General features: G+C 64.0%; 12 protein-coding genes and 1 rRNA gene. 11 read left to right on the top strand and 2 right to left on the bottom strand.

Annotated features, from left to right (window positions below):
* The 5 genes from rrf to lnt all read left to right on the top strand — a co-directional run.
* A 5S ribosomal RNA gene (rrf, locus tag WKW82_RS40720) occupies positions 1-85 on the top strand; the annotation flags it as partial.
* A 440-nt stretch (positions 86-525) separates the two neighbouring features.
* Positions 526-999 (top strand): Lrp/AsnC family transcriptional regulator, encoded by a 474-nt coding sequence (locus WKW82_RS37570; protein WP_340339361.1) that lies wholly within the window; start codon positions 526-528, stop codon positions 997-999.
* Between the two features lie 105 nt (positions 1,000-1,104).
* A complete protein-coding gene (locus tag WKW82_RS37565) occupies positions 1,105-1,830 on the top strand; it encodes a GNAT family N-acetyltransferase (RefSeq protein WP_340348331.1) in 726 nt (241 codons plus the stop codon).
* Between the two features lie 103 nt (positions 1,831-1,933).
* Positions 1,934-2,812: an HlyC/CorC family transporter gene (locus WKW82_RS37560; RefSeq protein WP_340348330.1), complete on the top strand. Its 879-nt coding sequence runs from the start codon at positions 1,934-1,936 to the stop codon at positions 2,810-2,812.
* The gene (gene lnt / locus WKW82_RS37555; RefSeq protein ID WP_340348329.1) at positions 2,809-4,374 is read left to right on the top strand and encodes an apolipoprotein N-acyltransferase; all 1,566 of its coding nucleotides are present in this window, start codon (positions 2,809-2,811) and stop codon (positions 4,372-4,374) included. Before WKW82_RS37560 ends, lnt begins: the two co-directional genes overlap by 4 nt.
* A gap of 272 nt (positions 4,375-4,646) precedes the next feature.
* Here lnt and WKW82_RS37550 read toward each other — a convergent pair whose 3' ends face one another.
* Together WKW82_RS37550 and WKW82_RS37545 are read right to left on the bottom strand one after the other, a co-directional pair.
* Positions 4,647-6,413, bottom strand: coding sequence for an N-acyl-D-amino-acid deacylase family protein (locus WKW82_RS37550; protein WP_340348328.1), 1,767 nt, complete (start codon positions 6,411-6,413; stop codon positions 4,647-4,649).
* Positions 6,391-7,269 carry a bile acid:sodium symporter family protein gene (locus tag WKW82_RS37545; protein WP_340348327.1) on the bottom strand — a complete coding sequence of 293 codons (879 nt, stop codon included), beginning with the start codon at positions 7,267-7,269 and terminating at the stop codon, positions 6,391-6,393. The genes WKW82_RS37550 and WKW82_RS37545 overlap by 23 nt, the downstream gene beginning before the upstream one ends.
* Before the next feature lie 123 nt (positions 7,270-7,392).
* Here WKW82_RS37545 and glyQ point away from each other — a divergent pair, with 123 nt between their 5' ends.
* Genes glyQ through WKW82_RS37515 form a run of 6 tightly spaced genes read left to right on the top strand, consistent with a single transcriptional unit; the run spans position 7,393 to position 12,747 of the window.
* Positions 7,393-8,298 (top strand): glycine--tRNA ligase subunit alpha, encoded by a 906-nt coding sequence (gene glyQ / locus WKW82_RS37540; protein WP_340348326.1) that lies wholly within the window; start codon positions 7,393-7,395, stop codon positions 8,296-8,298.
* Between the two features lie 3 nt (positions 8,299-8,301).
* The gene (gene glyS, locus WKW82_RS37535; protein WP_340348325.1) at positions 8,302-10,506 is read left to right on the top strand and encodes a glycine--tRNA ligase subunit beta; all 2,205 of its coding nucleotides are present in this window, start codon (positions 8,302-8,304) and stop codon (positions 10,504-10,506) included.
* 25 nt (positions 10,507-10,531) lie between these two features.
* Positions 10,532-10,864 (top strand): hypothetical protein, encoded by a 333-nt coding sequence (locus WKW82_RS37530; RefSeq protein WP_340348324.1) that lies wholly within the window; start codon positions 10,532-10,534, stop codon positions 10,862-10,864.
* Entirely contained in the window at positions 10,861-11,394 is a 534-nt protein-coding gene (locus WKW82_RS37525; protein ID WP_340348323.1) for a DUF6036 family nucleotidyltransferase, read from the top strand. The genes WKW82_RS37530 and WKW82_RS37525 overlap by 4 nt, the downstream gene beginning before the upstream one ends.
* Complete coding sequence (gene gmhB, locus WKW82_RS37520) at positions 11,391-11,981, top strand: D-glycero-beta-D-manno-heptose 1,7-bisphosphate 7-phosphatase (protein WP_340348322.1); 591 nt, start codon at positions 11,391-11,393, stop codon at positions 11,979-11,981. Before WKW82_RS37525 ends, gmhB begins: the two co-directional genes overlap by 4 nt.
* A gap of 31 nt (positions 11,982-12,012) precedes the next feature.
* On the top strand, positions 12,013-12,747 hold the full coding sequence (locus tag WKW82_RS37515; protein WP_340348321.1) for a lysophospholipid acyltransferase family protein: 735 nt from the start codon (positions 12,013-12,015) through the stop codon (positions 12,745-12,747).
* The last annotated feature ends 3 nt before the right edge of the window (positions 12,748-12,750 follow it).

Genomic DNA, 12,750 nt, shown 5'->3' with positions numbered 1-12,750 from the left:
TCCTTCCCATCCCGAACAGGACAGTGAAACGACTCAGCGCCGATGATAGTGCGGGTTCCCGTGTGAAAGTAGGTCATCGTCAGGCTCTTACAGCCCAGAAAGCCCAACCTCAACGAGGTTGGGCTTTTTGCATTTCACGCAGCTTCGAAGCGCGCGTGAACCTCCACTCGAGAAGTAATATCGCGAGGTTGGTCAATGGTTGCAGCGATCACCCGCACGTAGCTCCTTCGCGGCAACGTAGTACTACGCCTGATACCGTCATGGTCCCCGGCCCGTGCGGTATTCGCTTCAATGGGCGGCCCCGACCATGATGGCCAGAAGATTCGCATAGGCTGGATAAGCTGATCGGCGAGGGCGAGAATTGTTGTTGCGGCAGATCTCGCCGCCGACGCCGATGTGTTTAGTGGTCTGCCGATTCGACGTGGTACGAACGAATGCAGTGCGCCTGTGCACCACATCACGGCACAATCGATTTCCCACCCGTCTGTGCATCCGTAGACGCAATAAAGCTGTAAGAATCGCCTCATGGAGGCACTCGACAAGCTCGATCGTTTAATACTGCGCACGTTGCAGGCAGACGGGCGGGCTACCTATGAACAGCTTGCCGAGCAGGTGAGCCTCTCGCCAAGCGCGGTCTTGCGGCGGGTCAAGCGACTTGAGGAAAGCCGTGTCATCGATCGGTACGTTGCGCTGGTCAAGCCCGAATCCGTCGGATTGGGCCTCACCGCCTACATCAATGTGCGACTTGAGAAGCACACCGAGAGCCACAAGCGAAACCCCATGGACGTCTTTCGCGCCAGCGTCCAGACGTGGCCGGAAGTCGTCGAATGCGCGGCGTTGACGGGCGATATGGACTATTTGATGCGTGTTGTCGTTGCCGACATGGCGCACTACAGTCGATTCATCATGGATACCTTGCTCAAGCACCCGAGCGTGGAAGACTGCAAGACGAGTTTCGTGCTTGATCGGGTCAAGACGACCACCGCAGTGCCCGTTTAAACTGTCGAACAGGTTATTTTTTGATGTCTAGTATTACGTCACTAGATCGTCACTTATCGGTGTCGTCCGACATTCTTGATTGGTGTAAACCCTTATATTCGGGCCATGCACAATGCAAGTTCACTTCTCAAGGCGTCGTTCGGCGCGGGTTCTTTCTTTAAAGTGCCAGCCACCGAATCCCGCCTGCCGGATGACCCAGGTCAGCCATCGGTCCTCGTGCCCATCCGGTCTATTGGTCCGGGTGAGCGCGATCGCATCGCGCACCATCTGCTGGACCTTGATCTCCACGACCGCTACCTGCGCTTCGGCTACGCCGCATCGGACGAGCAAGTGCAACGCTATGTCGATACGCTGGACTTCGACCGCGACGAGATCTTCGGCATCTACAACCGCCGACTCGAGATCATTGCCTTGGCGCACCTCGCCTTTCCACCGGTCGGGCAGCCCATGGATTGCGCCGAGTTCGGGGGGTCAGTATCCAAGCAGGCCCGCCGGCGTGGCTATGGCGCGCGGCTCTTCGAGCGCACCATCGTCACCGCGCGAAACGAAGGAATCGGCATGCTCTTCATCCACGCGTTGAGCGAGAACGCGGCGATGATCAAGATTGCGCGCAACGCGGGCGCGACGGTGGTGCGTACGGGATCGGAAGCCGAGGCGCACCTGGAACTTCCCAAGGCCGACTTCGACAGCCGCATGACCGAGATCGCGCTCGACAACTTTGGCGAAGTCGACTTCCAACTCAAGGCGCGCGCCAAGCGGTTCTGGACCTTCCTGCACACCATGCAGGAGATCCGACGTGGGCGGCCCGCGAGCGATCACACCGCGTCATAAAAGCTCGGCCGAGCGGCCATCCCCAGCCGGAGAAGCGCCGCAATGTCCGGGAGGCGTTCGCCTTTCCGGTATCCTTGCGCTTCCCCAACTACGCCCTCCCGCAGTGGCCGACCCTCACCCTGAGCGCACCCCCGTCGAACGGGAAGACAAACGCAGCTTTCTGCAGAAGCTGGCCGAATTCATTCATCCCGGACCGGATTCGCGCGACGAACTGATCGAAACCCTCGCCGACGCGGAGGACAACGACGTGATCGGCGCGGAGTCGCGCGTGATGCTCGAGGGCGTGTTGCGCATGGCCGACATGACGGCCGCCGATGTGATGGTGGCCGCGCCACGCATGGATCTGCTGGACATCGACGCCTCTCTCGATTCGTTGATTCACGTGGTCATCGACACGGCGCACTCGCGCTTTCCGGTTTTCGAAGGCGACAGGGAAAACATCATCGGGATCCTGCTCGCGAAGGACTTGCTCAAGTTGCAACGAGCGCCGGGCTTGAATGTGCGTGCGTTGTTGCGGCCGGCGACCTTCGTGCCGGAAAGCAAAGGCCTCAACGATCTGCTGCGGGAGTTCCGCGGCAACCGCAATCACCTCGCGATCACCATCGACGAGTTTGGCCGTGTCGCGGGGCTCATCACCATCGAGGATGTGCTCGAGCAGATCGTCGGCGAGATCGAGGACGAGTTCGATATTGCCGAGGAAGAGGGTGACATCTTCGGGCTCGCCGATCACACCTACCGGGTGTCCGGCGACACACCGATCGAGCGTGTGGCGGAGGCCTTCGGCATCGTTTTCGATGAGGAAGCGCTGAGCGAAGACTTCGACACCATCGGCGGGCTGATCGCGCACGAGATGGGCCATGTGCCCAAGCGCGGCGAGCACCATGCGCTGGGCGGATTCGACTTCGTCGTGCTGCACACCAAGGGCGGCGCGGTGCGCTGGTTCAAGGTCTCGCCAGCGCGCGGCGACGACGTCGCCGATTGAACGCCACGCTGCTTCGCGCGATCGGGTTCGCGCTGGCAGGGACGGCGCAAGCTGCGTCGATTGCCTGGCCGTGGGGCGGGCGGCCGCTCTGGTGGCTTCAACTGCTGTCCATGGTTGCATTGGTGTGGCTGCTGGACGGCTTGCGCCTCGACAAGGCGCCGCGCTCCTGGCGCAGGGGCTTTGGCCATGGCTGGATTTTTGCGACAGCGTGGCTCTGCGGCAACTTCTGGTGGCTGTTCATCTCGATGCACACCTATGGCGGCATGGCGGCGCCCTTGGCTGCGGTGGCGGTCTTGGCGCTGGCCGCGGCGCTGGGGTTGTACTACGCCATCGCTTGCGCCTCGTGGGTAGCATGGGGGCCGGTGCATTGGGCGTGGCGGGTCGTCTGCTTTGCGGCGCTCTGGACCCTGGCCGAGCTGATTCGAGGCTACTGGTTCACGGGCTTTCCTTGGGGAGCGACCGGTTATGCGCATGTCGAGGGGCCGCTGGCGATGTTGGCACCTTGGGTCGGCGTGTATGGGATCGGGGCGGTCGCCGCGCTGGTGGCTGCGGCGATGGCGCAGTGCGTGCGGGCCGACTACCGCAGCGGGTCATCGTGGGTGGCGCCGCTCAGTGTCGTCCTGGTGCTTTGTGGATTGGGTGCGATCGGCGTCAGCGACGTCACCGAGCGCGCGTCGAAGGCGCCGCCGCCCCCACTGCAGATGGCCTTGCTCCAGGGCAACATCCCGCAGGACGAGAAGTTCATCCCCGGCGGAGGCGTTGCCACGGCGCTGAATTGGTACGGCGTGCAACTGCGCGATGCGAGCGCGTCGCTCGTCGTCACGCCGGAGACCGCGCTGCCCCTGCTTCCGAGCCAGTTGCCGCCCGGCTATCTGGATGCGATCGCCTCACGTTACGGAACCGGCGCGCAAGCGGCGATCGTGGGCTTGCCGATGGGCGATCGGCGCGGCTATACCAATACGGTGCTCGGGTTCAAGGCGGGCCAGGCGGCGCCGTACCGCTATGACAAGCATCACCTGGTGCCGTTCGGGGAATTCGTGCCGGGCATGTTCCGCTGGTTCACCGAGATGCTGAACATCCCGCTGGGCGACTTCGCGCGCGGTGGCCTGGCGCAGCCGTCATTCGAATGGCAGGGTCAGCGAATTGCGCCGAACATTTGCTACGAGGACTTGTTCGGCGAGGAGATCGGCGCCAACTTTCGGGAAGAAGCACTGGCGCCGACGATTCTGCTGAACGTCAGCAACATCGCGTGGTTCGGTGACTCGATCGCGATTGACGAGCACCTGGCGATCTCGCGCATGCGCGCGCTGGAGTTCCAGCGGCCGATGGTGCGCGCGACCAACACCGGCGCCACGGTTGTGATCGACCACCATGGCGTGGTGACGCAGTCCTTGCCGCGGCTCACGCGCGGCGTGCTCCTGGCAACGGTGGAAGGGCGCAACGGGATCACGCCGTATGCGGCCTGGGTCTCCCGATTCGGCCTGGTGCCGATGTGGCTCATGGCGATGCTCGTGGTGGCGATCACGGTCTTGCCCGGTGTGCTCCGGCGCCGCAATTCCTGAACGCCGGGCGTCCGCCATTCGGACGTGCGCGTCGGGCCAGCATGGAGGTTGGCGCAAAAAGCAGCCATGGCCTCTACGCTTTGCCGAAGGTTTGCAACGCCGTAGACCATCCGAGTTAAGGATGCGCGTCCGCGGAGGAGGGGGGTCAAGTCTCGCCGAGCCCCTATCCCGGCAACATTCGCTCAGCCGTCGGGCAGGCCAGCGAAATGAGATCTCGCGTCCAACGTAAGCGGGTCGCGACGCCGGTGCCGCGCGAGGCATCGGCACTTGCCTCACTGGCCGAGGCGAACGAGGCGACCGGGCCGCGCAGGCGTGATCGCGCCGTCGCGCTGCACCGCTTGGCCGGCGACCCAGGTGCCGCGATAACCAGTGGCCTTTTGCAGGAAGCGCTTGCCGCCGGCCGGAAGGTCGGCGACGAGCTTGGGCGCGCCCACGCCCAGCGCTTGCGGATCGATCACGTTCAGGTCGGCGCGCATGCCGACTTCCAAGGTGCCTCGGTCCTGCAGGCCGAGGTAGCGTGCGTTGCGCTGGGTCAGCATCTGCACCACGGTTTCGAGCGGCAAGCGGCCCTGCTTGCGGTCTCGTGCCCAGTGCGTGAGCATGAAAGTGGTGAAGCTTGCATCGCACACGGTGCCCACGTGCGCGCCCGAATCGCTCAGGCCGGCGAGTGCGCGGGGGTGTTGCAGCATCTCGCCGAGCACGTCGAGCGAGCCGCCGTTGTAGTTGAAGATCGGGAAGTAGATGAGGTGGTCGCCGTCGCCGCCTGCGAGGTGGTCGTATAGCGCTTCGAGTGGCTTGATGCCGGCCTGCTTCGCACGCACCAGAAAGCTCTGCATCACTGAGGGCTCGTAGTCCGGCGACGGGCCGAGCGGGAACATGCGGCCGCTGATCATGTCGATGCGGGCCAGCAATTCGTCGACGAGCGGCGGGATGGCCGTGCCGTCGCCTGCAAGGCGTGCTGATTTCTCGCTGAGGATGCGTGCCTTGCGCGCGGGCTCGCGCATTGCGGCCGCACGTTCGGCCAAGGGAAGGTGCGCGATTTCCTTGTAGCCCGGGAAGCCCATGAACGGATGGAAGCTGGCGTCCAGGCCATTGATGACCCCGATACCGCGCGCAGCCGTCTGCAGGTAGAGCGGCAGGCCCTGGGCCACGCCGGCTTCGACGCGGTCGCGGATGGCGAGGTACTGCTCGCCGCCGGGGTCGCGCTGAAGCCATGTCATCGACAGCGGGCGGCCGCAGGCGCGTGCGATCTGCTCGACGAGCGTGAACTCGCGATCGAAGTTCTCGGGGCCCCGGAGCAGGTCGAAGTCGCTGACGCATTGCACGACACCGTGCTGCAGGCCTTCGAACGCGGAGACGATAGCGGTCAGTTCGGCGGCGCTGGCTTCGGATGCGGGCGTCTCCAGGCCGTCGGAGGTGCGGTGGTTGTCGCTGCGGCCGGTGCTGAAGCCGGCGGCGCCCGCTTCGAGCGCCTCGCGCAGCAACGCACGCATGGCCGCGATGTCTTCCGCCGTTGCGGCCTGTTGCGCCACCGCGCGCTCGCCCATCACGTACATGCGCAAGGGGTCGTGCGGCACTTGCACCAGGTAGTCGAGGCTGCGCGGCGTGGCGGCCAGCGCATCCATGTACTGGGTGAAGCTTTCCCAGTCCCATCGGATGCCTTCATGCAGCGCAGCGCCGGGGATGTCTTCGACACCTTCCATGAGCTTGACGAGATCGTCCTCGTGGCCGGGCCGAACCGGTGCGAAGCCGACGCCGCAGTTGCCCATCACGACCGTCGTCACGCCATGGTGGATGCTCGGGGAGAAGCAGTCGTCCCAGGTGGCCTGGCCGTCGTAGTGCGTGTGGATGTCGATGAAACCAGGCGTGACCCAGGCGCCTTGGGCATCCACTGTTTCGCGTGCGGTGCCGGCGAGCGCGCCGGGCGTGCGGCTGATGGCCGAGATCTTGCCGTCACGCACCGCGATGTCGGCGGTGTACGGGGCAGCGCCGGTGCCGTCGACCAGCGTGCCGTTTTCAATAAGCAGGTCGTGCTGCATCTTTTCGTCTCCAGAAGAATGCCAGCGAGAGTCCGCTGACGATATGCCAGATGCCCCACAGGCTGGCGATCAACACCATGCCCAGGTCACTGTTGAATTGCACCGCGATGATGCCGAGCGCCAGGCCCGAGTTCTGCATGCCGCCTTCGATCATCACGGCGCGGCGATCGTATTCGCTCACGCGCATCGCGACGCTGGTGATGAAGCCGAAGAATAGGCCGCTGGCGTTGTGCAGGATCACGATGACGAGCAGGGGCAGCAGGCCGATCGTGAGCAACTGCCGTTGCACGATGAGGCCGACGACGATGAAGGCCAGCAGCGCGACGAGCGAGAAGTTGGCCAGCGGCTTCTGCAACTTCTTCGACAGCGCGGGCCTGAAGTGCGTGAGCGAAAGGCCCAGCGCCATCGGGATCGCAAGCAACAGCAGCAGGCTGACCCAGATGTCGGACGGGTCGATCGAGAGCGTGCGCAACCAGCTCGCCGTGGCCGGGTTGTTGGCCACCATCCAGCTGAAGTTGAACGGCGTCGCGAACAGCGCGATCACGCTGGCCACCGCCGACACGCTGACCGACAAGGCCGTATTGCCGCGACCGAAGTGCGTGATGACGTTGCTGAGCGACCCACCGGGGCAGGACGCGACAAGGATCATCGCGACCTCGATGTCCGGCGGCAGGTCGAGCACCAGCGTCGCCAGCCATGTGCCGACTGGCAAGAGAATGAACTGGGGAATCAATCCGCAGATGACGGCGCGGGGCGTCTTGGCAACCCGTTTGAAGTCATCGACCTTCAGCTCCAGCGCGACCGAAAAAACCATCGTGGCAAGGACCACGCTCAATATCAATTGTTGTGCGCTCAAAGCGATCTCCTCGGGCCGAGAGCCTAACCGCTCCCGCGCTGGCCTCGCCCCCGTAAAATCACCCGCTTTCGCGGACCCGTCCGCGCTTCTGTGCTCTTTGACCGGACACCGCCGGCCAGTCTCATGTTGACCTTCCAGCAAATCATTCTCAAATTGCAGTCGTACTGGGCCGACCAGGGCTGCGCATTGCTGCAGCCCTACGACATGGAAGTGGGTGCGGGCACCTCGCACACCGCCACCTTCCTGCGCGCGCTGGGCCCGGAGCCGTGGAAGGCCGCCTATGTGCAGCCGAGCCGCCGTCCCAAGGACGGGCGCTACGGCGAGAACCCGAACCGCATGCAGCACTACTACCAATACCAGGTGGTGCTCAAGCCCGCGCCTTCGAACATCCTGGAGTTGTACCTGGGCAGCCTCGAAGCACTTGGCTTCGACCTGAAGAAGAACGACATCCGCTTCGTCGAAGACGATTGGGAGAACCCAACGCTCGGCGCATGGGGGTTGGGCTGGGAGGTCTGGCTCAATGGCATGGAAGTCACGCAATTCACCTACTTCCAGCAGGTCGGCGGCATCGACTGCAAGCCGGCCACCGGCGAGATCACCTATGGGCTCGAACGCCTGGCCATGTACCTGCAAGGCGTGGACAACGTCTACAACCTCACGTGGACCGATGGCCTTACGTATGGCGACGTGTACAAGCAGAACGAGGTCGAGCAGTCGACCTACAACTTCGAGCACAGCGATGCCGACTTCCTCTTCACCGCCTTCGCCGCGCACGAGAAGCAGGCCAAGCACCTGATGGAGCAACAGTTGGCACTCCCGGCTTACGAGCAGGTGCTGAAGGCGGCGCACAGCTTCAACCTGCTCGATGCGCGCGGCGCCATCAGCGTGACCGAGCGCGCGGCCTACATCGGCCGCATCCGCAACCTCGCGCGCAGTGTCGCGCAAAGTTATTACGAGAGCCGCGAGCGGCTCGGCTTCCCGCTTGCTCCGCGTGAGTGGGTCGCGCAAATCCCGAAGAAGGCTGCCTGAGCGATGAGCACGAACAACAAGAATCTTCTGGTCGAACTGTTTGTCGAGGAACTGCCGCCCAAGGCCTTGCGCAAGCTGGGCGATGCATTCGCGGGTGTGCTGCGCGATCAACTCGTCGCGCTTGGACTCGCCGGCAGTGGCTCGGTGTTGACGGCCTTCGCATCGCCGCGCCGGCTGGCTGCACGTGTGACGGATGTGGCCTCGCAAGCGGCCGACAAGGCTGCTTCGCAGAAGCTGATGCCGGTCGCGGTCGGACTCGATGCCTCGGGTGGTGCCACACCGGCATTGCTGAAGAAGCTGACGGCGCTGGGTGCCGATGCCTCTGCAGTGGCGGGGCTCAAGCGCGCGCAAGATGGCAAGGCCGAGGCCTTGTTCTACGAGAGCACGGTGAAGGGCGCGACGCTGGCCGAGGGCTTGCAGAAGGCACTCGCCGAAGCCATCGCGAAGCTGCCGATTCCCAAGGTCATGAGCTACCAGCTTGAAGCCAACTGCGAGTTGCCGGGCTGGAGCAGCGTGAGCTTCGTGCGACCGGCGCACGGGCTGGTTGCGTTGTATGGCGCTGACGTGGTTGAGGTCGGTGCACTCGGCCTTGACTCAGGACGCGACACGCACGGTCATCGCTTCGAGGCGAAGGTCGATCCGGTCGTGCTGCGCGATGCCGACAGCTATGCGCAACAGCTGGCTGACGAAGGAGCGGTGATCGCGGGCTTCGATGCGCGCCGCGGCGAGATCGCGCGGCAACTGGCTGCCGCGGCCGCGAAGGTCGGTGGTGGTGCCAGGCCGGTCGAGGACGATGCGTTGCTTGACGAAGTCACGGCGCTGGTCGAGCGGCCCAATGTGCTTACCTGCTCCTTTGAGGAGGAATTCCTGGCCGTGCCGCAGGAGTGCCTGATCCTCACGATGAAGGCCAATCAGAAGTACTTTCCGCTCGTCGATGCACAGGACAAGCTCACGAGCAAGTTCCTCGTGGTCAGCAACATCACGCCCGATGACGCGAGCGCGGTGATCCAGGGCAACGAGCGCGTGGTGCGCCCGCGCCTGGCCGATGCCAAGTTCTTCTTCGACCAGGACCGCAAGAAGACGCTGGCCTCGCGCGTGGAGTCGCTGGCCAAGGTGGTTTATCACAACAAGCTCGGCACGCAGGGCGAGCGCGTGGAACGTGTCATGCGCATCGCGCAGGCGATCGCCGCCAAGCTGGGCGATGCGAAGCTGGGGCAGCAAGCCGTGCAGGCCGCGCAACTCGCGAAGGCCGATCTGGTGACCGACATGGTCGGCGAGTTCCCCGAGCTGCAAGGCACGATGGGCCGCTACTACGCGTTGCACGACGGCCTCGATGCCGCGGTGGCCGATGCCATCGAAGACCACTACAAACCGCGCTTTGCGGGCGACACGCTGCCGCGCGGCGACGTGGGCATCGTGGTCGCGCTGGCCGACAAGCTCGAGACGCTGGTCGGCATGTTCGGCATCGGCAACCTGCCGACCGGCGACCGCGATCCGTTCGCCTTGCGTCGTCACGCGCTGGGTGTCTTGAGAATGCTTGTCGAGAAGGACCTCCCACTCGGGCTTGACGATTTATTGGATGCAGCTGCGAATGTCTTCAATGACGAGGCGCAGGGGAATATTGGCGTTCGCAGGAGCATGTCGCTCCTGATTGATCGACGCGAGTTGCCTAGAACGACGATCGACGCGAATACGTGTGCGCAATTGACGTCCTTTTTCTACGACCGATTGGCTGGCAGCCTGCGGGAGCAGGGCGCCAGCGCGCAGCAAGTTGATGCGGTGCTGGCCTCGCGTCCGCAACGACTTGGTACGGTTCCGCACCTGCTCGCCGCCGTTCGCGCTTTCGCGGCACTCCCCGAGGCACCTGCGCTTGCAGCGGCCAACAAGCGCATCGGCAACATCCTGAAGAAGTCGCCCGAGTCGGCGGACGCACTTGTGACCGAGGCCTTGCTGCAGGAACCCGCCGAGAAGGCGCTGCACGAGGCGATGCAACAGGTCGTGCCCACGGCCGATGCGCAGTTCAATGCTGGCGACTACACCGCATCGCTGCAAAGCCTCGCCGCCTTGCGCGCACCCGTCGATTCCTTCTTCGACGGCGTGATGGTCAATGCCGAGCAGGCGGACCTGCGATTGAACCGGTTGGGCCTGCTCAAGTCGCTGCATGAGTCGATGAACCGCGTGGCGCAACTGGAGCGTCTGGCGTCCTGAGGTCCGGCGCTCAATAATCGTTGCAATGAATCGGCAGCAACAACTGGATCAGTTTTCGCTCGCACTGCATCGCAGGGCGATTGAAGTGCTTCGTCGCGAGCCTGCGCTTCGTGCCCGTGCGCTCGACACGCTCGCACGCTGGAGGTTGCAGGCAGGCGCCACGCGTTCCGATCGGCTCTGGTACGAATGGGAGCAGCTGCTGGGCAGTAGCGACGTCGAGGCGTTGGCAGATGCGGCCCTTGCCGAGTCGGACCACGGACAACTCATGCGCAGTGTTTCGCCGATGGGTGGATTGGTCGATCAGCACGAGCGTGCGCAGTTGCTGAAGCTGGCGCGCGGGCAGGTTGCGGCGCAATGACACGCGAAGAGCCTGAGCATGTGTTGCGCGCCTCCGCCGCCATTGCGAAGGAAACGTCACTGGTCGTCGTCGGTAGCCAGGCGATCCTGCTGCTGCTGGAAGCGCCGCCCGAGGCACTCCTTGTTTCGCGCGAGGTCGATCTGTATCCGGCCTTGCATCCAGAGCGCGCTGATCTGATCGATGGTGCGATCGGTATGCACTCGAGTTTTCACGAGACCTTCGGCTATTTTGCCGACGGCGTCGGCCCCGAGACAGCCGTCATGCCTGCGGACTGGATGACGCGGTCGAGCCTTCACTACATTGGCGATGTGACGGCCCTCTGTCCCGATCTGCATGATCTTGCGCTATTCAAGTGCGTGGCGAGGCGTGAAAAGGATGCGGACTTCATTCGCGAATTGCTGCACCGTGAATTGATATCTGTCTCGACGTTGCGCAAGCGGGCGGCCATGTTGGACGATGCGAAATATCCGCATGCGCATCTCATTGCATGGATCGATCGTCGCGCCATCGAAGCGAAAGCCACACCATGAAGCTCGTCATCCTCGACCGCAACGGCTCGATCAACGTGCACCGCGAGGACTTCGTCAAGAGCGAGGTCGAGTGGACGCCGTTGCCCAGCGCGCTCGAAGCGATTGCGCGGCTCAACCATGCGGGCTGGCATGTGGTGATTGCATCGAACCAGTCGGGGCTGGGCCGCGGCCTGTTCGACGTGGCGTCGCTCAACCAGATGCACGCCAAGATGCACAAGATGCTGGCCGCCGTGGGGGGCAAGGTCGACGCGGTCTTCTATTGCCCGCACAGCCCCGACGAGAACTGCGAGTGTCGCAAGCCGAAGCCGGGGCTGTTCCTGCAGATCGGCGAGCGCTACGGCATCGACCTGGATGGCGTGCCGACCGCAGGCGACAGCCTGCGCGACGTGCAGGCCGGCGCGGCGGCCGGATGCGAACCGCACCTGCTGCTCACCGGCATGGGTGAAGCGTGCCGCGGCGTCGTGCCCTTGCCGCCCGAGTACCCGCCCGGCACGCAGGTTCACGACGACCTCGCGGCTTTCGTCGACTTCCTGCTGGCGCGTGAGGAGCGCGAAGCGAAGGCCGCGCTGGACGCGCCGCAAGACTGACTTTTTTCCATTGCACAACAAGATCGATCCCATGGCATTTATTCGCTCCGTCCTTCACATGCTGTGGATGCTCATCACCGTGATTCCCTGGGGCCTCATCATGGTGGTGGCCTCGATCTGGCGCCGTGGGGAGCCGCTGTGGTGGATGGCCGTTCGCTGGCTCAGCTGGGCGATTGGCGGCGCGCGCGTGATCCTCGGCATCGAGACGCGCGTGGTCGGTATGGAGAACTTGCCGCAGGACAAGCGCGCTGGCGCCATCCTGCTGGTCAAACACCAGTCCACCTACGAGACCTTCCTGATGCCGACGCTGATGTCGCATCCGCTGGCCTTCGTGTTCAAGCGGGAATTGATCTATGTGCCTTTCTTTGGCTGGGCCATGGCGCGGCTGGACATGATCCACATCGACCGCAGCCATAAGTCGCAGGCCTTCAACAAGGTGGTCAGCCGGGGCCGTGAGTTGTTGGCGCAAGGCATCTGGATCATCATGTTCCCTGAGGGCACGCGCATTCCGCGCGGGCAGAAGGGCACCTACAAGTCGGGCGGCACGCGGCTGGCCTGCGAGACCGGCGCGCCGGTGGTGCCGATCGCCGTGACCTCGGCGAAGGTCTGGCCGCGCAAGGCCTTCATCAAGCGGCCGGGCATCGTCGATGTGTCGATCGGGCCGGCGATCCCGAGCGTCGGTCGCAAGCCCGATGAGTTGATGCGCGAAGTCGAAGCCTGGATCGAGGCCGAGATGCGTCGGCTCGACCCGGAGGCCTATCGATGACAC

The sequence above is a fragment of the Variovorax rhizosphaerae genome (assembly GCF_037889975.1).
Lineage (GTDB): Bacteria > Pseudomonadota > Gammaproteobacteria > Burkholderiales > Burkholderiaceae_C > Variovorax > Variovorax rhizosphaerae.
Note: the sequence above shows the minus strand (reverse complement) of the source record. Positions and strands in the feature narration are given on the sequence as shown.